A 23,807-nucleotide genomic window follows, 5' to 3' on the forward strand; every position below is an offset into this window, starting at 1 on the left:
TTCGAGGGGCGCGGGCGCGGGGTGGTTACTGTCGTACTCATGAGTACGACCGCCGATCCTCTTGTGGCCCTGGGCGAGCTGCCCGGGGTGGCCGAGTCCGTGGAGTCCGTCCGCAAGGCCGTGGACCGGGTCTACGGCCACCGCGTCATGCGCCGCCGCAGCACCGCCGTCACCTCCGAGGCCGCCCTGCGCGGGGCGCGCGGTTCGGCCGCGCTGGCCGGGGCGGACTGGGCGCTCGAAGAGGTGCGCCGGCGCACCGACTTCCGCGCCGACGACCAGGCGCGCGCGGTGGGCGCCGCGCTGAGGCTGAGCGCCGAGGCGGGCCAGCTGCTGTCCGTGTGGCGGCAGTCGCCGCTGCGCGTGCTCGCGCGCCTGCACCTGGTCGCCGCGGCCGAGCAGAGCGGCGCGACCGGGCGCCCCCGGCAAGGCGGCGAGCCCGTCGACGAACCCCTCGTCGAACTCCCCCTGCCGGGCGCCGCCGAGGTCTCCGCGCGCCTGGAGGGCCTCTCCGGGCTGATCGTCGCCGGCAGCTCCGCGCCCGCGCTGGTGAGCGCCGCCGTCGTCCACGGCGAACTCCTCGCGCTGCGGCCGTTCACCTCCCACAACGGGCTCGTCGCGCGCGCCGCCGCGCGCATCGTCCTGATCGGCAGCGGCCTCGACCCCAAGTCGATCTGCCCCGCCGAGGTGGGGCACGCGGAGCTGGGGCGGGCCGCCTACCTCGCGGCCCTGGAGGGGTACGTCTCCGGGACGCCCGAGGGGGTCGGGGCGTGGATCGCGCACTGCGGGCGGGCGGTGGAGCTGGGAGCGCGGGAGTCCACGGCCGTCTGTGAGGCGCTCCAGCGCGGGGCCGCCTGAGGCGCACGCGCGGGCGCGCGGGACAGGAAAGTGCGGCGGTACGGGATCCGTACCGCCGCTGGCATGTTCACCGGGTTACCAAGCGTCCTCGAATGTTGCCCATCAGGCCGGGAGCTTCGCCCGTCACCTGGTGCGGCTGGCCCGTAATCGACGGGTCGACGTCGCGTGGGTGCCCTGTTCACATGCTCGGTCCGTGGGGCCATGTGCGTCAGTCAGGTGATCCTCTCGGATGTCCTTCGGTCTCGCGGGCCGTGTCTTCCTTTGTACTCCCGGACCCGGGAGAGCGAAAGTCCTGGCCGCGATTCTTTGCTTTTGGTCGCAAACAGGGGCATTCGGTCAGATCAACGGGGGCCGCTTCCGGCTGACGTACCAGACGAGCCCCGCCGTCGCCGCCGCCGCGCCCACGGCCGCCGCCGCGACCAGTGCCGGGCGGGGTGCGAACGAGGGGATGCGCTGCTTGAGCCGTACCGGGCGGTGGAAGTCGAGAATCGGCCACCCGCGCGCGAGCGCCTCACGGCGCAGGGTGCGGTCCGGGTTCACCGCGTGCGGGTGCCCGACCGACTCCAGCATCGGCAGGTCCGTCGCCGAGTCGCTGTACGCGTAGCAGCGCTCCAGGTCGTAGCCCTCGGACTCGGCCAGCTCCCTGATCGCCTCCGCCTTCGTCGGGCCGTAGGCGTAGTACTCGACCTCGCCGGTGTAGCAGCCGTCGTCGCCCACGACCATCCGGGTCGCCACCACCCGGTCGGCGCCCAGGAGTTCGCCGATCGGCTCGACGACCTCGGCGCCCGAGGTGGAGACGATGACGACGTCCCGGCCGGCTGTGTGGTGCTCCTCGATGAGGGAGGCGGCCTCGTCGTAGATGATCGGGTCGATCAGGTCGTGCAGGGTCTCGGCGACGATCTCCTTCACCTGCTCGACGTTCCAGCCGCGCACCAGCGCGGAGAGGTACTCGCGGGTGCGTTCCATCTGCTCGTGGTCCATACCGCCCACGAGGAAGACGAACTGGGCATATGCGGTGCGCAAGGCCGCCCTGCGGTTGATCAGACCGCCTTGGTAGAAGGACTTGCCGAAGGTGAGAGTGCTCGACTTGGCAATGACCGTCTTGTCCAGGTCGAAGAAGGCCGCAGTCCGGGGAGAGGGGTGGTTTTCCACATCCCTGAGCATAGGTGCAGCCCATTCGGCGTAAGCTGAGGCGTGTGGGTTTGCCTGAGAGGGCTCTCGGGTACACCATGGAAGTCACGGATCGTTCGCGACCGTGCTAACCCGGCCCGACTCCTCCCCCCCCGAGTAGGGCCGCGGAGACGACCCCCACTCTCCCCCCCGGTGGGGGTCGTCGCATGTCCGGATGGGTTTTTCCCCTCTCTCCCCGGTGATCACGCTGTACGAGGCGGCTTCGGCCGCCTCTTTCGCATGCCCACGGAGCATCACTGAGCGTAGTCGTGATGATGCTCTGCGGAGATCGCCGAGGTGGGACGGGGGAGTTCGAGGGGGTGGGGGTGGTGAGTTCGCGGGAGTGGGGGCGGGGGTTTTGTCGACACTCCGTCGGGATTTCCGGGAGGCGGAAGTCAGCGGAAGTCGGAGGGCTCACCGGTTCGGGTGACGGAGATATCCACAGGCCGTCCTCCGTCCACAGTTTTCGACCAAGATCCACACGATTTCCGGGGCCGCCGCATCGTGATTCCACCGCGTCAGGTCGGGCCGAGTTCCGGGCCCGTTCCGCTTTTCGGACGCGGGGTGGCCGGTTTCCGTCCGGCCGCCGATGTCGGTCGATTGCGAGAAGGGGGAGGAAACCGTGTCCGGATCCGTCACACACGACCCGTCGTCCACAGCTCCGGGGCGGCCGGGCAGGCCGCTCATCGTCACCGAGGACGTGTGCCTGCTGGACGACCTGCTGCGGCTGTGCGCCGCCGCCGGCGCGACACCCGAGGTGCACCCCGCGCTGCCGCAGCGCCGGGGCGTCTGGGAGTCCGCGCCGCTGGTCCTCGTCGGCGACGACGCCGCCCGACGCGTACGGCACTCCGCGCGCCGTCGCGGGGTCGTGCTCGTCGGGCGCGACCAGGACGACCCCGACGTGTGGCGGCTCGCCGTCGAGATCGGGGCCGACCATGTGCTGGTGCTGCCCGACGGCGAGCAGTGGCTCGTCGACCGGATCGCCGACGTCGCCGAGGGCGTGGGGCGGCCCGCCCTCACGGTCGGCGTCATCGGCGGGCGCGGGGGCGCCGGGGCCTCCACGCTCGCCTGCGCCCTCGCGGTGACCTCCGCGCGGGAAGGGCTGCGCACGCTCCTCGTGGACGCCGATCCGCTCGGCGGCGGGCTCGACGTCCTGCTCGGCGGGGAGACCGCGAAGGGGCTGCGCTGGCCCGCCTTCGCCGCCTCCCGGGGGCGGGTCGGCGGGGGTGCGCTGGAGGAGTCGCTGCCCGAGCTGCACGCGCTGCGGGTGCTCAGCTGGGACCGCGGCGACTGTGTCGCGGTTCCGCCGCAGGCCGTCCGCGCGGTCCTCGCCGCCGCGCGGCGCCGGGGCGGGACCGTCGTCGTCGACCTGCCCCGCCGCTTCGACGACGGCGTCGCCGAGGTGCTCGCCCAGCTCGACCTGGGGCTCCTGGTCGTCCCCGCGGAACTCCGCGCCGTCGCCGCGGCCGGACGCGTCGCCTCGGCCGTCGGCATGGTCCTGCGGGACCTCCGCGTCGCCGTCCGCGCGCCGTACGTACCCGGCCTCGACGACCACGAGGTCTCACGGCTGCTGCGGCTCCCGCTGGCAGGTGAAGTCCCGCTGGACCCGGCGCTGCTGAAGGCGGACACGGGGCGCAGACCGCCGGGCGCGGCTGCCCGGGGGCCGCTGGGGCGATTCTGCAAGGAGTTCTGGGAGCGGGCGTTGGTGGAGGGAGGCGGGGGTGATCGGGGGGTTCAGGGGGCGGTGAGGTGAGCGGGTGCGGGTGCGGGTGCGGGTCGGTGGGTGGGGCGGTGCGGCCGGCCGTAGGTGCGGGGTGTGTGTAGCGCGTTTGTTCGGGAGTTGTCCGTGTTCTTCGTTCTTCGTTCTTTGTTCTTCGGGAGGAGAGAGTCGTGAGTGTCGAGTTGTTGGACGGGGTGCGGCAGTGGCTGGCCGTCAGTGGGGGTGAGCCGACGCCGGCTCGGGTGGCTCAGGCCCTGCGGGAGCAGGGGCGGGTGCTGGGGGACGCCGAGGTGCTCGGGGCGGCGGATCGGTTGCGGTCGGAGCTGGTGGGGAGCGGGCCGCTGGAGCCGTTGCTGGGGGACGCGTCGGTGACCGATGTGCTGGTGTCCGCGCATGACCGGGTCTGGGTGGACCGGGGCGGCGGGCTGGAGCTGACCGGGGTCGCGTTCTCCGATGCCGCTGCTGTCCGGCGGCTCGCTCAGCGGCTCGCCGCTGTCGCAGGGCGGCGGCTCGACGATGCCCGGCCCTGGGTGGACGCGCGGCTGCCCGACGGGACCCGGCTGCACGCGGTGCTGCCGCCCGTGGCCGTGGGGTGCACGTGCCTGTCGCTGCGGGTCGTACGGCCCAAGGCGTTCACGCTGGACGAGCTGGTGGCCGCCGGGACCGTGCCGCCGGGCGGGGACCGGGTGCTGCGGGCACTGCTGCGGGCGCGGCTGTCGTTCCTCGTCAGCGGCGGGACGGGGACCGGGAAGACCACGCTGCTGAGCGCCCTGCTGGGACTGGTCGGGCCGGGGGAGCGGATCGTGCTTGCGGAGGATTCGGCCGAGCTGAGGCCCGATCACCCGCACGTCGTACGGCTGGAGAGCCGGCCCGCGAACCAGGAGGGCGCCGGGCTGGTCACGCTGGAGGACCTCGTACGGCAGGCGCTGCGGATGCGGCCGGACCGGCTGGTCGTGGGGGAGGTGCGCGGGCCCGAGGTCCTGGACCTGCTGGCGGCCCTCAACACCGGCCACGAGGGCGGCTGTGGGACGGTCCACGCCAACGCCGCGTCCGGCGTGCCCGCCCGCCTCGAAGCGCTCGGCACCGCCGCCGGGCTCGACCGGGCCGCGCTGCACAGCCAGTTGGCGGCGGCCCTGTCGGTCGTCCTGCACCTCGTACGGGACGGGAGCGGGCGGCGCAGGATCGCCGAGGTGCACGTCCTGGAGCGGGACCCCGCCGGGCTCGTACGGACCGTGCCGGCGCTGCGGTGGGGCGCCGAGGCGTTCGTCCAGGAGACCGGGTGGGCGCGGCTGCGGGAGCTGCTCGGGGGTGAGGGCGCGTGACGTCGGCGTACGAGTTGTCCCTGGGCGCGGCCGTCGCGTGTGCCGGGGTCGTGTTCTGGACCGTCGGGGAGCAGCGGCAAGGGGTCCGGCGGGCTCGGCTGCTGCTCGCCGGGGGCGGGGTCGTCGTGGACGGAGGGTGGGACGCCGGGCGGGAGTGGCGGCGGGTGCGGGAGCGGTGGCGGGCCGAGTGGTGGGCGCCTGTTGTCGGGGTCGCCTTCGGGGTGTTCGGGGCGTCTGCGCTGCCGGTGCTCGCCGGGGTCGCCGCGGTGCCGCTCGTACGGAGGCTGCGGCTGGCCGCCGAGGCCCGCCGGGAGCGGGAGAGCCGGGTCGACGCGGTGATCGGGCTGTGCGCGGTCCTCGCCGGGGAGGTGCGGGCGGGGCGGCAGCCCGGGGAGGCGCTGTCGCTGGCCGCGCGGGAGTCCGCCGGGCTCGACGAGGCGCGGGCGGGGGTGCTGGCCGCTGCGCGGTTCGGCGGGGATGTGCCGGCCGCCCTCGCGGTTGCCGCTCGGCAGCCCGGCGCGGAGGGGCTGCTGGGGCTCGCCGCGTGCTGGCGGGTCGCCGTCGACCAGGGGGCCGGGCTTGCTGCCGGGCTCGATCGGGTGGAGGAGGCGTTGCGTGCGGAGCGGGACCAACGGGCGGATCTGCGGGCTCAGTTGGCTGGGCCTCGGGCGACCGCGGTGATGCTGGCGGGGTTGCCGGTGGTGGGGCTGGGGCTGGGGGCGGCGGTCGGGGCGGATCCGTTGGGGGTGTTGCTGCACTCCGGGGTGGGGGTGGGGTGCCTGGTGGTGGGCGGGGTGTTGGAGGCGGCGGGGGTGTGGTGGGTGGCTCGGATCGTTCGGGGGGCGGAGGTGGGGTGAGGGGCGCGGGCGGGGTGGAGGGGTGGGGCTTTGGGGCGGGGGGTGAGGGCGGGGTTCGGTTCGGGGGGTGACGGGGCGAGAGGTCGGTTCGGGTCGGGAGGTGACGGGGCTGGAGGTCGGTTCGGGTCGGAGGTTCGGGAGGTGACGGGGTGCGGCAGGTCGGTTCGGGATGCGGAGTTCGGGAGGTGAGGGCTGTGCGGTCTGTGGGGGCAGGCGGTGGGCGGGGAGTTTCGGAGGGGTTCGGAGAGAGGCGGTGTGACGTGTCGGGCGTGCTGGGGTTCAGGCGGTTCGTGGTGTTCGGAGAGGTGGTGGCCGGGTGAGTCAGGAAGTTGTCCACAGGCTGGGGGTGGCTCTCGGGGTGCTTGCGGTGCTCGGGTGGGGGCTGCGGGGTGTGGAGAAGGTTCGGCGGGAGCGGAGGGTTCGGCGGCGGCTCGCGGAGTTGATGGCTCTGCGGATGGTGGCCGAGGCGAGTGTGCCGAGGGTGCGGGTGTGGGAGCTGGGGCGGCGGTGGGGGCTTGAGGCGGGGGTTGTGGGGGTCGCCTGGGTGCTTGTCGGTGGGGGGCTCGGGGGCGTGCTCGGGGTGGTGGGGGCCGTCGGGGTGTGGCGGTGGCGGCGTGGGCGCGAGAGGAGCGCCGGGGAGCGTGGGGAGGTGGTCGACGCGGTGGCTGCGGCTCGGCAGCTTCCCTTGGCCGCAGATCTGCTGGCCGCGTGCGTTGCCGCCGGGGCCGGGCCTGTCGTCGCGGCTCAGGCTGTGGGGGAGGCGCTGGGCGGGCCTGTGGGGGAGGGGCTTGCCCGGGGGGCCGCCGAGGTGCGGCTCGGGGGTGAACCCGGGGACGCGTGGGGGCGGTTGGCCCGGGTGCCGGGGGCGGAGGGGTTGGCTCGGCTTCTTGAGCGGGCCGATGTGTCCGGGGTGCCTGCGGCCGGGCCCGTGGCGCGGCTTGCGGCGGACGCGCGGGCGGAGCGGTTGCGGTCGGCCACGGCTCGGGCCCGGCGGGCCGGGGTGTTGGTCACGGCTCCGGTGGGGCTGTGTTTTCTGCCGGCGTTCGTGGTGATGGGGGTGGTGCCGGTGATGGTCGGGCTGGCGGGAGGGGTGATGGGTGGGTGATCGCTGTGGGGTGAGGGCGGGGTGAGTGGTCGAGAGCGGTGTGAAGCGAATGAGAGATGGACTGTTGGAGGTCGGGATGTACCAGGTTGGAATGGGTCGGGCCGGGATGGGACAGGCCGACGTGTGGCGGGCTGCGCGGGCTCGCGTGCGTGGGTGGGGGTGTCGGGTGCGTGCCCGGAGGGGTGGGCGGGATGCCGGCATGGCGACCTCGGAGTACGCGGTCGGCATCTTGGTCGCCGTTGCGTTCGCGATGGCCTTCTACAAGGTTGTGACCAGCGATGCCGTGTCCGGGCAACTGGCGGCGATCGTTTCGAGGGCGCTCAGTGCGACGGTGTGAGCGGGATCGGGGGTTCGTCACCGCCGAGGCGGCCGTGGTGTTGCCTGTGCTGGTCGCGTTTGCGATGGCGTTGGTCTGGGGGCTGCTTTCGGTCGTCGTGCAGATCCGGTGTGTGGACGCGGCGAGTGCCGGTGCGCGGGCCGCTGCGCGGGAGGAGACCGAGGAGGTGGTCGTCCGGGTGGTCCGGGCGACCGCCCCTCGGGGCGCGCGGGTGTCGGTCGGGCGGGAGGGGGATCAGGTTCGGGTGGTCGTCGTCGCCAAGCCGGTCGGGTTCGGGGGGTTGCCGTTCGAGGTGCGGGAGGAGGCTGTTGCCGTGGCCGAGGGTGTGGAGCGGTGAAAGGGGGTTCTCGGGACCGGGGGTCCGCGAGCGTGTGGGGGGTCGTGGTCGTCGCCGCGCTGTGTGTCGTGTTCGGGGCGGTGCTGGCGCTGGGGCAGGCCGTCGTCGTACGGCACCGGGCGGCCGGTGGGGCGGACCTCGCGGCGCTGGCGGGGGCGGGGAGGGCGCTGGAGGGGGCGGGGGTGGCCTGTGAGCGGGCTCGGGGGGTGGCTCGGGCCCAGGGTGGGCGGGTGGTGCGGTGTTCCGTGGCGGGGGGTGTCGTGGATCTGACGGTGGCGGTGGGGGCGGGGCCGTTCGAGGCGGAGGGGCGCGCTCGGGCGGGGGTTGTGGGGGAGGGAGGTGAGGTCGGTGGGTGAGTGCGGGTTCGTCGCGCGCTGGTCGCGCCCGCGCGGCGGAGCCGCACACCGGTTCGGCCCCGCGCCCCAAGGGAGTCGGGCCGCTCGCCGTCTTGGTTGCTCCGCTTCAGCCGCCTTCCCGTGCCTTCACGCCCCCGACCCGCCCCCATGCCGCCCCGCACGCCCCCGCCGCACCCCTTCACGCCCCCCGCAGCAGCTCCCCCAACAGCCGTATCGCCCCCCGCTTGTGCAGCGGCTCGTTGCCGTTGCCGCACTTGGGGGACTGGATGCAGGACGGGCAGCCCGCCTCGCAGGGGCAGGACTTGATGGCCTCCAGGGTGGCTGTCAGCCAGGTTCGCGCCGTGTGGAAGGCGCGTTCCGAGAAGCCCGCGCCGCCCGGGTGGCCGTCGTACACGAAGACCGTCGGCAGGAGCGTGTCCGGGTGCAGGGGGATCGAGACGCCGCCGATGTCCCAGCGGTCGCAGGTCGCGAAGAGGGGGAGCATCCCGATGGAGGCGTGCTCGGCGGCGTGGAGGGCGCCTCCCAGGATCTCCGGGGAGATGGTGGCGTGGTCGAGCTGGGATTCCGTCACCGTCCACCAGACCGCGCGGGTGCGGAGTGTGCGGGGCGGCAGATCCAGCTTCGTCTCGCCCAGGACCTCGCCCGTCAGGACCCTGCGACGCAGGAACGACACCACCTGGTTCGTCACCTCCACCGAGCCGTAGTGCAACGTCCCCTCGCCCCAAGGGATCTCGGCGTCGACGGACAGCACCGCGACAGCCGTCGTATCGCGGGCGATCGTCGAGTAGGGCGGGTCGGCCTCCTCGACCAACGCCGTGGAGTCGTCGAGATCCAGCGCGCGCACGAGATACGTACGGCCCTGATGCAGGTGCACAGCCCCTTCGTGGACGCTCGTGTGCGCGGACCCGGCGTCGACGGTGCCGAGGAGCCGCCCCGTACCCGCCTCGACGATCTGGACCGGCGTACCCCCCTCGCCCCGGATGTCGGCGAGGTCGGCGGCCCGTTCCCGGCGTGTCCAGTGCCACGCCTTGGTGCGCCGGCGCAGCAGCCGCGCGGCCTCCAGCTGGGGGAGGAGGTCCTTGACGGAGGGGCCGAAGAGCGAGAAGTCCTCCTCGGTGAGCGGAAGTTCCGAGGCAGCCGCACACAAGTGGGGCGCCAGGACGTACGGGTTGTCGGGGTCGAGGACCGTCGACTCGACGGGCTGGTCGAACAGCGCCTCGGGATGGTGGACGAGGAACGTGTCCAGCGGATCGTCCCGCGCGACGAGGACCGCGAGCGCCCCCTCACCGCCCCGCCCCGCACGCCCCGCCTGCTGCCACAGGGACGCGCGGGTACCGGGGTACCCGGCGATGAGGACGGCGTCGAGCCCGGAGACGTCCACGCCCAGCTCCAGGGCCGTCGTGGCGGCCAGTCCCAGCAGCTCCCCGGAGTGCAGCGCCTGTTCGAGCGCCCGCCGCTCCTCGGGCAGGTATCCGCCCCGGTACGCGGCCACCCGCCGCGCGAGCGACCGGTCGACCTCGGAGAGCCGCTCCTGGGCGATGACGGAGATCAGCTCGGCCCCGCGCCGGGAGCGCACGAAGGCGACCGTACGCGCCCCCTGGACCGCGAGGTCGGTCAGCAGGCCGGCGGTCTCGGCTATCGCCGTACGCCGCACCGGAGCGCCCTTCTCGCCGTGCAGGTCGGTCAGCGGCGGCTCCCAGAGGGCGAAGACCAGCTCGCCGCGCGGGGAGGCGTCGTCGGCGACCTCGACGACCGGCAGGCCCGTCAGACGCCCGGCGGTGACCGCGGGCTCGGCGGCGGTCGCGGAGGCCAGCAGGAACACCGGGGAGGAGCCGTACCGCGCGCACAGCCGCCGCAGCCGGCGCAGGACTTGGGCGACGTGGGAGCCGAACACGCCCCGGTAGGTGTGACATTCGTCCACCACGACGTACTTCAGGGACTTCAGGAACGAGGACCAGCGCGGGTGCGAGGGGAGGATGCCGCGGTGCAGCATGTCGGGGTTGGTGAGGACGTACGTGCCGTACTGGCGGACCCACTCCCGCTCCTCGACCGGAGTGTCACCGTCGTACACGGCAGGACGCACCGCGGTGCCGAGAGGTTGTGAAAGTTCCTTCACGGATCGGAGCTGATCCGCCGCCAGCGCCTTCGTCGGCGCGAGGTAGAGGGCTGTCGCGCCACGGCCGTTGGGGGCCTCGGAGCCGTCCAGGAGGGCCGACAGGACCGGTACCAGATAAGCCAGCGACTTGCCCGAGGCGGTGCCTGTGGCAACGATCACCGACTCGCCGTCCAGGGCGTGTTCGGCGGCCAGTGCCTGGTGCGCCCAGGGGTGCTCGATGCCGTACTCCTGTACGGCCGCGACCACTTCCGCGCGGATCCGGTGCGGCCAGACGGCATGACGGCCCGCGCGCGGGGGCAAGTGCTCCGTATGGGTGATGCGCGAGGCACGGTCGGACCCCGCGGCGAGGCTGTGCAGCAGCGCCTGCGGCGAGGGTCGATCGGATCGGTGATTCTTTGCCATCGGCACCGAGTGTGTCACCGGCGTGACGGACAATGGAGCGAAGGCGTCGTGCACGCCTGCCGGTAAGTGATTGAATGCCATCGCGGCTGGCGAACCGTCCAGGGGCTCCTGCCTAGGTGTCCCGAGGGGCGACCGCTCGATAGCAAGGTGCTGGAGGATCCGTGGACCTGTCCCTGTCGACCGAGACCATCGGCGATCGCACGATCGTCAAGGTCGGTGGCGAAATCGACGTATATACCGCGCCCAAGCTGCGCGAGCAGCTGGTCGAGCTGGTGAACGACGGGAATTTCCACCTCGTCGTGGACATGGAGGGCGTGGACTTCCTCGACTCCACCGGGCTCGGCGTCCTGGTCGGCGGCCTCAAGCGTGTGCGTGCCCACGAGGGCTCGCTGCGCCTGGTCTGCAACCAGGAGCGCATTCTGAAGATCTTCCGGATCACGGGGCTCACCAAGGTGTTCCCGATCCACACCTCGGTCACGGATGCCGTCGAGGCCACCGACTGACCTCCGCCCACCAGCGGTACGACGAACTGAACAACCGGGGGGACCGGGCCGCCGTACACCGGCGGTCCGGCCTTCCCACAAGCACGCCCGTAGTTCCGAGGGGGACGCATGGCCACCGTTGAACTCCGCTTCAGCGCGCTGCCCGAGCACGTCAGGACCGCCCGACTGGTGGCGGCAGCGGTGGCGCGCAGGGCCGGAGTGGACGAGGCCGTACTCGACGAGGTCCGGCTCGCCGTCGGCGAGGCATGTACGCGCGCGGTGGGGCTCCACCAGAGCGCGGGCCTCACCGCACCCGTGCAGGTCGCGCTGATCGAGGAGGAGAAGCAGTTCTCCATCGAGGTCGGCGACGAGGCGTCGGTCACCGCCCCCGGTGACGGTCCGTCGGGCGGCGCGGAGACCGAGGAGGACGACATGGGCCTCGCGGTCATCAGCGGGCTCGTGGACGACGTCCAGGTCACGCCGGGTCTCATCCGGATGACATGGCCGACGACACCGGCGTAATACGACAGCAGTACCGAAGGGCCCCCTCAGCGGGGCCCTTCGGCATGTGCGGACCCGGTGATCAACACTTACAGTGGATTCGTCAAAAGAATCTTAATGCCCTCGCCGCATTACTTGACGCAGCGGCGAATTCTGCCTGCCGCGCACTGTATTGATCGGGTTCCGGTACCTACAATCCGTCCACATCTCAGGAGCTCAGCCCAAACGTCAAGGAGGACGAATGGCGGAGCTGACCGACGGAAATCGTGTCCTGGTGGCGGTGATCGCTGTCGTGGCGCTCGCCGCCCTGGTGGTCGCGGGTGTGCTGGTGCGCCAGGTACTGGCTGCCGGCGAGGGCACCGACAGCATGAAGAAGATCGCGGCGGCGGTCCAGGAAGGCGCGAACGCGTATCTCGCCAGGCAGTTGCGCACGCTCGGCGTATTCGCGGTGATCGTGTTCTTCCTGTTGATGTTGCTCCCCGCCGACGACTGGAATCAACGGGCCGGAAGGTCGGCTTTCTTTCTGGTCGGCGCGGGGTTCTCCGCGGCCACCGGCTATATCGGCATGTGGCTCGCGGTGCGCAGCAATGTACGGGTCGCGGCGGCGGCCAGAGAAGCGACTCCGGCCGAGGGGGAGCCGGAGAAAGATCTCACCGCTGTATCGCATAAGGCGATGAAGATCGCATTCCGTACCGGCGGAGTCGTCGGCATGTTCACCGTCGGCCTCGGCCTGTTCGGCGCCTCCTGCGTCGTCCTCGTCTACGCGGCCGACGCCCCCAAGGTCCTGGAGGGCTTCGGCCTCGGCGCCGCTCTCATCGCCATGTTCATGAGGGTCGGCGGCGGCATCTTCACCAAGGCCGCCGACGTCGGCGCCGACCTGGTCGGCAAGGTCGAGAAGGGCATCCCGGAGGACGACCCCCGCAACGCCGCGACCATCGCCGACAACGTGGGCGACAACGTCGGCGACTGCGCGGGCATGGCCGCCGACCTCTTCGAGTCGTACGCCGTGACGCTGGTCGCCGCGCTGATCCTCGGCAAGGCCGCCTTCGGCGACGCGGGGCTCGCGTTCCCGCTGCTCGTCCCGGCGATCGGGGTGGTCACCGCCATGATCGGCATCTTCGCGGTGGCGCCCCGCCGCGCCGACCGCAGCGGCATGAGCGCCATCAACCGAGGCTTCTTCATCTCGGCTGTGATCTCCCTCGCACTCGTCGCCGTCGCCGTCTTCGTCTACCTGCCGGGTTCGTACGGCGACCTGGACGGCGTCACCGACACCGCGATCAGCGGCCGGGGCGGCGACCCGCGGATCCTCGCGCTGGTCGCCGTCGCGATCGGGATCGTGCTGGCCGCGCTCATCCAGCAGCTCACCGGCTACTTCACGGAGACCACCCGCAGGCCCGTGCAGGACATCGGCAAGACGTCCCTCACGGGCCCCGCGACGGTCATTCTGGCCGGGATCTCCATCGGCCTCGAATCGGCCGTCTACACCGCCCTCCTGATCGGCCTGGGGGTCTACGGCGCGTTCCTGCTCGGCGGTACGTCGATCATGCTCGCCCTGTTCGCGGTCGCGCTGGCCGGGACGGGGCTGCTGACGACCGTCGGCGTCATCGTCGCCATGGACACCTTCGGGCCCGTCTCCGACAACGCGCAGGGCATCGCGGAGATGTCCGGCGACGTCCAGGGCGCGGGCGCGCAGGTGCTCACCAACCTCGACGCCGTCGGCAACACCACCAAGGCCATCACCAAGGGCATCGCCATCGCCACCGCCGTACTCGCCGCCTCGGCGCTCTTCGGGTCGTACCGGGACGCCATCACCACGGGCGCGCGGGACGTCGGCGAGCAGCTCAGCGGGGAGGGCGCGCCGATGAGCCTGATGATGGACATCTCGCAGCCCAACAACCTCGTCGGGCTGATCGCCGGCGCGGCCGTCGTCTTCCTGTTCTCCGGGCTCGCGATCAACGCCGTGTCCCGGTCGGCCGGTTCGGTCGTCTACGAGGTGCGGCGGCAGTTCCGGGAACACCCCGGGATCATGGACTACACCGAGAAACCCGAGTACGGGCGGGTCGTCGACATCTGTACGAAGGACGCGCTCAGGGAGTTGACGACGCCGGGTCTGCTCGCCGTCATGGCGCCCGTCTTCGTCGGGTTCACGCTCGGCGTCGGGGCGCTCGGCGCGTACCTCGCGGGGGCGATCGGGACGGGCACGCTGATGGCCGTCTTCCTCGCGAACTCCGGGGGCGCCTGGGACAACGCCAAGAAGCTCGTCGAGGACGGCCACTACGGCGGCAAGGGCAGCGAGGCACACGCCGCGACCGTCATCGGCGACACGGTCGGCGACCCCTTCAAGGACACCGCCGGGCCCGCTATCAACCCCCTGCTGAAGGTCATGAACCTCGTCTCCCTGCTGATCGCTCCCGCCGTGATCAAGTTCTCGTACGGCGTGGACAAGAGCGTCGGGATACGGGTGCTGATCTCGGTGCTGTCCCTCGCGGTGATCGTGGGCGCGGTGTACGTGTCCAAGCGGCGCGGGATCACGGTGGGGGACGAGGAGGAGTCCGAGGAGGCGACAGGCGCGCACCATAGGGCGGCCGTTACGTAAGTTCTGTACAGAACGTCGTCCCTATAGGGCGGGCGGTCCGTGCGTGGGCCGTCCGCCCTTGCGCGCCGTGAGGCTTCTCTCCCGGGAACGGGGGAGCGGGTGTGGGGGACAAAGGTCCCGATAGTCCCCTATAGAGGCCGCTCTCCCGGCGGTGCGGGTCCGGTCGGCGTGTATGTTTCCGTGGCCGAGAGCCAAGGAAGGGACCGATCCGGTGAACAAGAAGCTTGCGGCCGTACTGTCCGGCGGTGCGGTCCTGATACTGACGCTGTCGGGTTGCAGCAACCAGAAGAACAACGAGGTCGACAAGGACCTCGTCGCCTGGGCCGGGAAGCTCTGCTCCGACATCCCCGCCCTCAAGGCCAAGATCGACACGGCCGGTGCCTCCATCCAGAAGGTCTCCACCAACGGCCTCCCGCCGAAGGAGGTCCAGCAGACGCTGTCCCTGGCGTTCCAGCAGCAGGCCGACGGCTACAAGGGGCTCGCTGACGCCATCAGCTCCGCCGGGGCGCCGCCCGGGGTCGAGGGCGGCGCCACGAAGCAGCAGAACGCCGTCACGGCGCTCACCTCGCTGTCCACGTCGTACGCCGGGCTCAAGACCAAGACGGACGCGCTCGACACGAAGAGCGAGGCCAAGTTCTCCGTCGGGCTCGAAGCGGTGGCCTCCGACCTGAAGACGCTCAAAACCAGCGACACGGCGCTGACGGACCTGGAGACCGGGGACGTCAAGCGGGCGATGGTGGAACAGGACACCTGCAAGCAGACGGCGGCCCCCTCGGCACCGGCCGACGCGGGGACGCCCTCGGCACCGGCGGCCTCGCCGTCGCCGTCGGGGTCTGCGACGGGTCCGGCCAAGGGGTCGTCGCCGTCGGCTTCCACGGCGGGCTGAGGGCCGACGGCCGCCCACGCACGCGTACGGCCGGCGGGACTCGGAGGGGCCGCTCGACAACGTCCGCAGCCGCCCACGCGCGCGTACGGCCGACCGCGAGCCGCACCCGCGCGTGCGTACGGGGGACAATGAGCGGGTGAGTGAAGTCACCCCCTCCCCGCTGCCCTCGTCCGACCACGTCGATGTGACCGTCCGGCTGCGGGAGGCGCTGCTCGCGGCCTCCTTCACCGCCGACGGGCTCCTCGACCTGCTCGGCGCCCCCGCGTACACGGCGCTGGCCCGCAGCGAGACGGTGCCCGCGGTGCGCGCGACACGCGGCGACACGCCGCTGGAGGCCCTCGTACGGCTCTTCCTGTTGCAGCGGACCGTGCCGCACGCGCGCGTGGCCGGCGTGCTGCCGGTGGACGCGTGCGTCGAGAGCGGCTGGCTCACGCGCGCGGGCGACACGGTCGCGGCGACCGTCGACGTACGGCCGTACGGTGGGCCCGACGGCGAGGACTGGTTCGTCGTGTCCGACCTCGGGTGCGCGGTCGGCGGGGCGGGCGGCATCGGGAAGAGTGCCGACGCCGGTGTCGTGCTCGGCGTCGGCGGCGCCTCCACGACGCTCGCCGGGATCACCGTCCGCACGCCCGTGGGCGCCGCGCTCGACCTCGGCACCGGGTCCGGCATCCAGGCCCTGCACGCCGCCCGGCACGCCACGCGCGTGACGGCCACCGATCTCAACCCGCGCGCGCTGCACATCACCGCCCTCACGCTCGCCCTGTCCGGCGTCCCGGCGGCCGACCTGCGCGCGGGCTCGCTGTACGAGCCGCTGCGCGACGACGAGTCGTACGACCTGATCGTCTCCAACCCGCCCTTCGTGATCTCCCCGGGCGCACGCCTGACGTACCGGGACGGCGGGATGGGCGGCGACGACCTGTGCCGCGCGCTCGTCCAGGGCGCGGGCGTGCGGCTGAACGAGGGCGGGTACGCGCAGTTCCTCGCCAACTGGCAGCACGTCGAGGGCGAGGACTGGCAGGACCGGCTGCGCTCGTGGATCCCGCGCGGGTGCGACGCGTGGGTCGTCCAGCGCGAGGTCCAGGACGTCACCCAGTACGCCGAACTGTGGCTGCGCGACGCCGGGGACCACCGCGACGATCCGGCGGCCTACGAGGCGCGCTACGACGCCTGGCTGGACGAGTTCGAGGCGCGCAAGGTGAAGGCCGTCGGGTTCGGGTGGATCACCCTGCGCAAGGCCGCCGCCGCCGAGCCGTCCGTCACCGTCGAGGAGTGGCCGCACTCCGTCGAGCAGCCGCTGGGGGACGCGGTCCGCGCCCACTTCGACCGCGTCGACTACCTCCGCGGCCACGACGACGCGGCCCTCCTCGCCGCGCGGTTCAGGCTGGCCGCCGAGGTCGTCCAGGAACAGGTCGGCCTGCCCGGCGCCGAGGACCCCGAACACGTCGTCCTGCGCCAGCACCGGGGCATGCGCCGGGCCACCAAGGTCGACACCGTCGGCGCCGGGTTCGCGGGCGTGTGCGACGGCTCGCTGGCCGCCGGCGTGATCCTCGACGCGATCGCCCAGCTCCTCGGCGAGGACCAGGTCGTCCTGCGCGACCGCACGCCCGCGCAGATCCGGATGCTGGTGGAGCAGGGGTTCCTGGAGCCGGTGGCCGGGGACTGAGGCGGGGCGCTCGACCTCGGCCTCGGCCCGCGCGCGGAAGTCGGCCGGAAAGGCACCCGCGCGCGGGTGGTGTGTGCCCGGCGTGTGCGTCGGTGCGCCGGGTTTCGTCCGAGGGCCGAGGGAGCGTCGGGGCCGTGTTCACCTGAGGTTCGCCGGGGTGCCGTCCGGGTGTGGCAGGGTCCGGCGCAGCCGCACGCGCGTGCGGGGCGACGAGGGGGCGTGGACGGACATGGAGAGCGGGCCGGCGGTCTTCGCGGGGGCGGTGTTCGCGCTGTTCGGGGGCGGGTTGTTGGTGTGGACGACCGTACGCGCGCGTCAGCGGCAGCCGGTCGCCCAGGGGGTCGGGCAAGGGGTCGCGGTGACGTTCGCCACGGCCGCCGCCGTGGCGTCGCTGGCCGTCGCGGCGTGGTGCCTCACGCGGGTGTGAGCGCGCGTCCGGTGCGGCGCGGGGACACCGCGCGCGGGAGCGCCGTACCGGTCGGCGGGGTGGGGCGGCGGTGGCCGTCCTGAATACGTCGGTCGGGACTCCGGGCGGCAGGAATGGCGGTAGTCGGGTTACCGTTCGAGTGGCCGTTGCGGGCTTTTCCCGTTTGACACGGGGGCGGGAGGTACCGTCACACTCCGCAGCGTCACCATGACCGTGCCCCGGGACGAAGCCTGGGGAGGCCCCCAGCGTCGATCCGGAGAGAAGAGCGAAGTTGTCCCCGACAAGCGAGACCGCGAAGGGCGGCAGGCGACTCGTCATCGTCGAGTCGCCCGCCAAGGCGAAGACGATCAAGGGCTATCTCGGCCCCGGATACATCGTCGAGGCCAGCGTCGGGCACATCCGCGACCTTCCGAGCGGCGCCGCCGAGGTGCCGGAGAAGTACACCGGCGAGGTGCGCCGCCTCGGCGTGGACGTCGAGAACGACTTCCAGCCCATCTATGTGATCAACGCCGACAAGCGCGCGCAGGTCAAGAAGTTGAAGGACCTCCTCAAGGAGTCCGACGAACTCTTCCTGGCCACCGATGAGGACCGCGAGGGCGAGGCCATCGCGTGGCACCTCCAGCAGGTCCTCAAGCCGACGATCCCGGTCAAGCGGATGGTCTTCCACGAGATCACCAAGGACGCGATCCGGGCCGCCGTCGCCAACCCGCGCCAGCTCAACCAGAAGCTCGTCGACGCCCAGGAGACCCGCCGCATCCTCGACCGCCTCTACGGCTACGAGGTCTCGCCGGTCCTGTGGAAGAAGGTCATGCCGAAGCTGTCGGCGGGCCGCGTCCAGTCCGTCGCGACACGACTCGTGGTCGAGCGGGAACGCGAGCGCATCGCTTTTCGTTCTGCTGAGTACTGGGACCTGACGGGGACCTTCGCGACCGGCCGCGCCGGGGACTCGTCGGACCCGTCGTCGCTGGTCGCCCGCCTCCAGACCGTCGACGGCAGGCGGGTCGCGCAGGGCCGCGACTTCGACTCCCTGGGACAACTCAAGAGCGAGCAGATCCTCCACCTCGACGAGGCGAACGCCCGCGCCCTGGCCGCCGCCCTCCAGGAGACCCGGTTCGCCGTCCGGTCGGTCGAGTCCAAGCCGTACCGCCGCTCGCCGTACGCCCCCTTCCGTACGACGACCCTCCAGCAGGAGGCCAGCCGCAAGCTCGGCTTCGGCGCGAAGGCGACCATGCAGGTGGCGCAGAAGCTGTACGAGAACGGCTTCATCACCTACATGCGTACGGACTCGACGACCCTCAGCGACACGGCGATCAACGCCGCCCGCGCGCAGGTCACGCAGCTGTACGGCGCCGACTACCTCCCCTCCGCCCCGCGCACGTACGCCGGCAAGGTCAAGAACGCGCAGGAGGCGCACGAGGCGATCCGCCCCTCGGGTGATCGTTTCCGCACCCCCGCCGAGACCGGCCTGACCGGCGACCAGTTCCGCCTCTACGAGCTGATCTGGAAGCGCACGGTCGCCTCCCAGATGAAGGACGCCACCGGCAACAGCGTCACCGTCAAGATCGGCGGCACCGCCGCGGACGGCCGGGACGTCGAGTTCACCGCCTCCGGCAAGACGATCACCTTCCACGGCTTCCTGAAGGCGTACGTCGAGGGCGCGGACGACCCGAACGCCGAACTGGACGACCGCGAGCGGCGCCTCCCGCAGGTCACCGAGGGCGACCCGCTGACCGCCGAGGAGATCACGGTCGACGGGCACGCGACGAAGCCCCCGGCGCGCTACACCGAGGCGTCCCTCGTCAAGGAGCTCGAAGAGCGCGAGATCGGCCGCCCGTCGACGTACGCGTCGATCATCGGGACCATCCTCGACCGCGGCTACGTCTTCAAGAAGGGCACGGCGCTCGTCCCGTCGTTCCTGTCCTTCGCCGTCGTCAACCTCCTGGAGAAGCACTTCGGGCGGCTCGTCGACTACGACTTCACCGCCCGCATGGAGGACGACCTCGACCGCATCGCACGCGGTGAGGCGAAGTCCGTGCCGTGGCTCAAGCGGTTCTACTTCGGCGAGGGCACCGGCGCCGCGGGCGGCGCGGCCGACGCGGGCAACGGCGACGGGGACCACCTCGGCGGGCTCAAGGAGCTGGTGACCGACCTCGGCGCGATCGACGCGCGCGAGGTGTCGTCGTTCCCCGTCGGCAGCGGGATCGTCCTGCGGGTCGGGCGGTACGGGCCGTACATCGAGCGCGGGGAGAAGGACGCCGAGGGGCACCAGCGCGCGGACATCCCCGAGGACCTCGCGCCCGACGAACTGTCCGTCGAGATGGCCGAGGAACTCCTCGCGAAGCCCTCCGGGGACTTCGAGCTCGGCACCGACCCCGTCTCCGGGCACCAGATCATCGCGCGGGACGGGCGCTACGGGCCGTACGTCACCGAGGTGCTGCCCGAGGGGACGCCGAAGACCGGGAAGAACGCGGTCAAGCCGCGCACCGCCTCGCTCTTCAAGTCGATGGCCCTCGACACGGTCACCCTCGACGACGCGCTCAAGCTGATGTCCCTCCCGCGCGTGGTGGGCGCCGACGCCGAGGGCGTCGAGATCACCGCGCAGAACGGGCGCTACGGGCCGTACCTCAAGAAGGGCACCGACTCGCGGTCCCTCCAGACCGAGGACCAGCTCTTCACGATCACCCTCGAAGAGGCGCTGGAGATCTACTCCCAGCCCAAGCAGCGTGGCCGGGCCGCCGCCAAGCCTCCGCTGAAGGAGCTCGGCGCGGACCCCGTCAGCGGGAAGCCCGTCGTCGTCAAGGACGGCCGTTTCGGGCCGTACGTCACCGACGGCGAGACCAACGCGACGCTCCGGTCCGGCGACAGCGTCGAGGAGATCACCCCCGAGCGGGGCTTCGAACTCCTCGCGGAGAAACGGGCGAAGGCGCCGGTGAAGAAGACCGCGAAGAAGGCGCCCGCCAAGAAGGCTCCGGCGAAGAAGGCGGCGGCTACGAAGACGGCTGCCGCGAAGAAGACGGCGGCCAAGAAGACGACCACCGCGAAGAAGACGACGGCTGCGGCGGCTGCGGCGAAGAAGAGCGCTGCTTCCCGGGCGGCTGCGGAGGACTGAGCGAGGGACAGGGTCCCGTGTCGCGCCGAGGGTGGCGTGGCGCGGGGCTCTGTCGTTTTCGGGTGCGGGGGACGGGTGCGGGGGAGTGGTGAGGGTCTGGTGGGGTTTCGGTGGGGGCCGAGGTCGGGCGAGAGTGGTCGTATGGGGTGGGCTGTCAGTGGGGGCGGATAGGCTGAAAGCATGACGCGAGCCGAGCAGCCGACGGGCCTTCACCCGGCAGAGAATGACGCCCTGGTGGTGGACTCACGCGAGCGCGCCGTGCGGGCGTTGCTCAGGCAGCCGCAGTTGCGGCGGTTGTGGAGTGCGCAGCTGGTGGGCGGGGTGGGGGATGCCCTCGCCGTCCTCGTGCTGGTGTTCCTCACGCTTCAGGCCGTCGTCGCCCAGGAATCGCTGGGCGGCGGATACCGCGGCATGGCCCTGTCCGTGGCGCTCGTGCTCGGCGTGCGCGCCGCGGCCACCGTCCTGTTCGGGGCCGTCCTGCTCGGCCCGCTGACCTCGCTCACCTCCCCCGACGGCCCGCTGGACCGCCGCTGGACGATGGCGGGTGCGGACGGCGTGCGCGCGGTGCTGCTGATCGTCGCGCCCCTGTGGATCGACTGGACGCCGGGCAACGCGCTGGTGCTGCTGCTCGCGACGGTCTTCGTGACCGGCGTCGCCGAGCGGCTGTGGACCATCACGCGCGAGGGCGCCGCGCCCGCGCTGCTGCCGGCGCCGCCGCCCGAGGGGGCGACCGTACGGCCGCTCCCGGACCACATGGACGCCCTGCGCCGCCTGTCGCTGCGCACGAGCTTCGCGGCGATCCCGCTCGGCGGCGCCGTCCTGATCGCGGCCGGTCTGGTGAACGTCCTGCTGGGCGCCGGTGTCGCCTGGTTCGACCAGCACCAGGCGGCGCTCGCGTCGTACGTCGCGGCGGGCCTGTTCGCCGCGTCCCTGTCGGTCGTCTCCGCGCTGGAACTGCCCAAGGTGCGCACCCCGCGCGCGCGGTCCCCGCTGGAGGGCCTGCGCCGCCCGCGCGCGGGCACCGGCTCCGAGACCGGCCGCACCGGCGCGATCCCGCTGCTGGTGACGGCCTGCGGCGCCATCGCGGGCGCGATCGCCGCCGCCGTGGCGGTGTCGGTCCTCCAGGCCGTCGACCTGGGCGGCGGCCCGATCTCGTACGGCCTGCTCGTCCTCGGCCTGACCGGCGGAGTCGTCGTCGGCATCCGTACGGCGGCCAAGATCCTGCCCGCGCTGTCGCGCCGCCGCCTGCTGGCGCTGGCCATCGCGGTCACCGGCGTGGCGCTGCTGGCCGCCGGGCTCGTCCCGGACAACGCGACGGTCCTGCTGCTCGCCGCCCTCGCGGGCGTGGGCGCGGGTGTCGCCGCCAACACCGGGCACGCGCTGCTCGACCAGGAGACCGAGGACAGCCGCCGTGCGCGGGTCACCGAGCACCTGCACGCGGTCGTCCGGGTCTTCGTCGGGTTCGCCGCGCTGATCGCGCCCCTCGTGGCCGCGCTGATCGGCCCGCACCGCCTGGAGAGCGGCCGGTTCGTCTTCGCGCACGGCGGCGCCGCGTTCACCCTGATGCTGGTCGGCGCGCTGCTGCTGCCCGTCGCCGCGCTGGTCCTCGCCAAGGTCGACGACCGCTCCGGCGTCCCCCTGCGCCAGGACCTGCGCGACGCGCTCCTCGGCGGCTCGGAACCCGCCACCGCGCCCGCCACGACCGGCTTCTTCATCGCCCTGGAGGGCGGCGACGGCGCCGGCAAGTCCACCCAGGCGGAGGCGCTCGCCGAGTGGATAAGGGCCAAGGGCCACGAGGTCGTCCTCACCCGCGAGCCCGGCGCCACGCCGGTCGGCAAGCGGCTGCGCTCGATCCTCCTCGACGTCTCCTCGGCCGGCCTCTCGCACCGCGCGGAGGCGCTGCTGTACGCCGCCGACCGTGCCGAGCACGTCGACACCGTCGTACGGCCCGCCCTTGAGCGCGGCGCCGTCGTCATCACCGACCGGTACGTCGACTCCTCCGTCGCCTACCAGGGCGCCGGGCGCGACCTGTCGCCGGTCGAGATCGCGCGCATCTCGCGCTGGGCGACCGACGGTCTCGTACCGCATCTGACCGTCCTGCTCGACGTCTCGCCGGAGACCGCGCGCGAGCGGTTCACCGAGGCGCCGGACCGGCTGGAGTCGGAGCCCGCCGAGTTCCACGCGCGCGTGCGGTCCGGTTTCCTCACGCTCGCCGCCGCCGACCCCGGGCGCTACCTCGTCGTCGACGCGGGCCAGGAGCCCGAGTCCGTGACGACCGTCGTCCGCGCGCGGCTCGACCAGCTGCTGCCGCTGTCCGAGGCCGAGATCAAGGCCCAGGAGGAGGCGCGCAGGAAGGCCGAGGAGGAGGCCCGGCGCAAGGCCGAGGAAGAGGCCGCCCGCAAGGCCGAGGAGGAGCGCCTGGAGCGCGAGCGCCAGGAGCAGCTCGCCAAGCTCCGTGCCGAGGAGGAGGAGCGCAAGCGGCGCGAGCTGGAGGAGGCGCAGCGGCGCGAGGCCGAACGGCAGGCCGAGGAGGCGCGTGTGCGCGCGGAGGAAGCGCGCAAGCGGGCCGAGGAGGAGCGGGTCCGGCTCCTCGCGGAGGAGAAGGCGCGCGCCGAGGAAGAGGCGCGGCGTGCCGCCGAGGCGGAGCGGCGTCGTCAGCAGGCCGAGGAGGAGGCGCGGCTGCGTGCCGAGGCCGAGGCCCGGCGGGTCGAGAAGCAGCGGCGCGCGGAGGAGGCGCTGGTGCGGGCCGAGGAGGCGCGTCGGGCTGCTGAGGCGGCGGCTGCCGCTGCTGCGGCCGGGCCTCGGACGCCGGCGCACGGTACGCCTGTCGCGGGTGGGGGGTGGCCCGCCGTTGGCGAGCCCGGGACCGGTGCGGGGGCGGTGAGTTGGCCTGCCGCGCGTGGGGGTGCCGGGGGGGCTTCCGAGGGGCGGGATGTGCGGACCGAGTCCGGGGAGTCGGCGGCTTGGCCTGTGGCTCGGGGTGGGTCCGGTGCTGGGTCCGGTTCCGGTTCTGGTGCTGGTTCTGGGAAGAAGGGGGGCTGGCCTGCTGCTTCCGAGGCGATCACCGTGCCTACGCCCGCGGTGACGCCGGAGGAGGCTGTGCGGGGGCGGGACGTCGAGGAGACGGCTGTGCTGCCGCCGGTTCGGTTGGTGAAGGACGACGTGGCTTCGGGGCTGGGGGACGTGACGGCCGAGCTGCCTCAGCCGTCCGCTTCCGCGCGGCCGTCCTGGGCTGTGGACGCCGATGCGGAGGAGACGGCTGTGCTGCCGCCGGTTCCGGGGGCTTCGGCGGGGGAGCGGCCTGCCGATCGGGTGCCGCCGGGGTTCTTCCGGGAGGAGCGGGAGGACCGTACGCGGGAGTTGCCTCAGGTCGATGAGAGCGGGGCGCCTCGTCGGCGGCCTCGGTCCGACTGGGCCGAGGAGACGCCGTTGGACGATCTGCCGTCGTTGGCCGATGAGTTGCTGGGGTCTCGGCGGGATGACGATGAGGGGCGCCGGCGGTAGGCAGGCGCGTCACGGGGCGCCGCATCTGCCGTAAGGCGGGTGCGGCGCCTTCGTGGTTTCTC

Annotated in this window: 18 protein-coding genes; 16 read left to right on the forward strand and 2 right to left on the reverse strand. The window is 72.7% G+C overall.

From position 1 onward, the window contains the following. The first annotated feature begins 39 nt into the window (after positions 1–39). The gene (locus tag ACQCO7_RS23825) at positions 40–855 is read left to right on the forward strand and encodes a Fic family protein (protein WP_464073745.1); all 816 of its coding nucleotides are present in this window, start codon (positions 40–42) and stop codon (positions 853–855) included. A gap of 336 nt (positions 856–1,191) precedes the next feature. Here ACQCO7_RS23825 and ACQCO7_RS23830 read toward each other — a convergent pair whose 3' ends face one another. Beyond that, positions 1,192–2,019 carry an HAD family hydrolase gene (locus ACQCO7_RS23830; RefSeq protein WP_050371489.1) on the reverse strand — a complete coding sequence of 276 codons (828 nt, stop codon included), beginning with the start codon at positions 2,017–2,019 and terminating at the stop codon, positions 1,192–1,194. Positions 2,020–2,647: 628 nt separating this feature from the next. Here ACQCO7_RS23830 and ssd point away from each other — a divergent pair. The 7 genes from ssd (at position 2,648) to ACQCO7_RS23865 (ending at position 8,059) form a co-directional block, all read left to right on the forward strand. Continuing rightward, on the forward strand, positions 2,648–3,778 hold the full coding sequence (ssd, locus tag ACQCO7_RS23835; protein WP_464073746.1) for a septum site-determining protein Ssd: 1,131 nt from the start codon (positions 2,648–2,650) through the stop codon (positions 3,776–3,778). A 137-nt stretch (positions 3,779–3,915) separates the two neighbouring features. Continuing rightward, positions 3,916–5,067 (forward strand): TadA family conjugal transfer-associated ATPase, encoded by a 1,152-nt coding sequence (locus ACQCO7_RS23840; RefSeq protein ID WP_464073747.1) that lies wholly within the window; start codon positions 3,916–3,918, stop codon positions 5,065–5,067. Beyond that, complete coding sequence (locus ACQCO7_RS23845) at positions 5,064–5,924, forward strand: type II secretion system F family protein (protein ID WP_464073748.1); 861 nt, start codon at positions 5,064–5,066, stop codon at positions 5,922–5,924. The genes ACQCO7_RS23840 and ACQCO7_RS23845 overlap by 4 nt, the downstream gene beginning before the upstream one ends. A 316-nt stretch (positions 5,925–6,240) precedes the next feature. Then, positions 6,241–7,029, forward strand: coding sequence for a type II secretion system F family protein (locus ACQCO7_RS23850; protein WP_464073749.1), 789 nt, complete (start codon positions 6,241–6,243; stop codon positions 7,027–7,029). A gap of 199 nt (positions 7,030–7,228) precedes the next feature. Further along, positions 7,229–7,366 carry a DUF4244 domain-containing protein gene (locus tag ACQCO7_RS23855; protein ID WP_370516984.1) on the forward strand — a complete coding sequence of 46 codons (138 nt, stop codon included), beginning with the start codon at positions 7,229–7,231 and terminating at the stop codon, positions 7,364–7,366. Beyond that, complete coding sequence (locus tag ACQCO7_RS23860; protein ID WP_464073750.1) at positions 7,353–7,703, forward strand: TadE family type IV pilus minor pilin; 351 nt, start codon at positions 7,353–7,355, stop codon at positions 7,701–7,703. Before ACQCO7_RS23855 ends, ACQCO7_RS23860 begins: the two co-directional genes overlap by 14 nt. Then, complete coding sequence (locus tag ACQCO7_RS23865; protein WP_464073751.1) at positions 7,700–8,059, forward strand: Rv3654c family TadE-like protein; 360 nt, start codon at positions 7,700–7,702, stop codon at positions 8,057–8,059. Before ACQCO7_RS23860 ends, ACQCO7_RS23865 begins: the two co-directional genes overlap by 4 nt. Positions 8,060–8,237: 178 nt before the next feature. Here ACQCO7_RS23865 and ACQCO7_RS23870 read toward each other — a convergent pair whose 3' ends face one another. Beyond that, entirely contained in the window at positions 8,238–10,658 is a 2,421-nt protein-coding gene (locus ACQCO7_RS23870; protein WP_464073752.1) for a DEAD/DEAH box helicase, read from the reverse strand. An 80-nt stretch (positions 10,659–10,738) separates the two neighbouring features. On the opposite strand from ACQCO7_RS23870, the gene ACQCO7_RS23875 reads away from it, so the two are divergent. The 8 genes from ACQCO7_RS23875 to tmk all read left to right on the forward strand — a co-directional run bounded on the left by ACQCO7_RS23875 (position 10,739) and on the right by tmk (position 23,745). Further along, positions 10,739–11,080, forward strand: a complete 342-nt coding sequence (locus ACQCO7_RS23875) for an STAS domain-containing protein (protein ID WP_464073753.1) — start codon at positions 10,739–10,741, stop codon at positions 11,078–11,080. Positions 11,081–11,188: 108 nt separating this feature from the next. Further along, positions 11,189–11,581 carry an ATP-binding protein gene (locus ACQCO7_RS23880; protein WP_464073754.1) on the forward strand — a complete coding sequence of 131 codons (393 nt, stop codon included), beginning with the start codon at positions 11,189–11,191 and terminating at the stop codon, positions 11,579–11,581. A 220-nt stretch (positions 11,582–11,801) separates the two neighbouring features. After that, entirely contained in the window at positions 11,802–14,156 is a 2,355-nt protein-coding gene (locus ACQCO7_RS23885; protein ID WP_464073755.1) for a sodium-translocating pyrophosphatase, read from the forward strand. A 211-nt stretch (positions 14,157–14,367) separates the two neighbouring features. After that, a complete protein-coding gene (locus ACQCO7_RS23890; protein ID WP_464073756.1) occupies positions 14,368–15,042 on the forward strand; it encodes a small secreted protein in 675 nt (224 codons plus the stop codon). A 136-nt stretch (positions 15,043–15,178) separates the two neighbouring features. Next, positions 15,179–16,705 carry a DUF7059 domain-containing protein gene (locus tag ACQCO7_RS23895; protein ID WP_464073757.1) on the forward strand — a complete coding sequence of 509 codons (1,527 nt, stop codon included), beginning with the start codon at positions 15,179–15,181 and terminating at the stop codon, positions 16,703–16,705. A gap of 199 nt (positions 16,706–16,904) precedes the next feature. Continuing rightward, positions 16,905–17,132: a hypothetical protein gene (locus tag ACQCO7_RS23900; RefSeq protein WP_464073758.1), complete on the forward strand. Its 228-nt coding sequence runs from the start codon at positions 16,905–16,907 to the stop codon at positions 17,130–17,132. Positions 17,133–17,403: 271 nt separating this feature from the next. Beyond that, entirely contained in the window at positions 17,404–20,241 is a 2,838-nt protein-coding gene (topA, locus tag ACQCO7_RS23905) for a type I DNA topoisomerase (RefSeq protein ID WP_464073759.1), read from the forward strand. Between the two features lie 180 nt (positions 20,242–20,421). Then, complete coding sequence (gene tmk / locus ACQCO7_RS23910) at positions 20,422–23,745, forward strand: dTMP kinase (protein ID WP_464073760.1); 3,324 nt, start codon at positions 20,422–20,424, stop codon at positions 23,743–23,745. Positions 23,746–23,807 lie beyond the last annotated feature (62 nt).

This window comes from Streptomyces saintjeani, assembly GCF_055409605.1.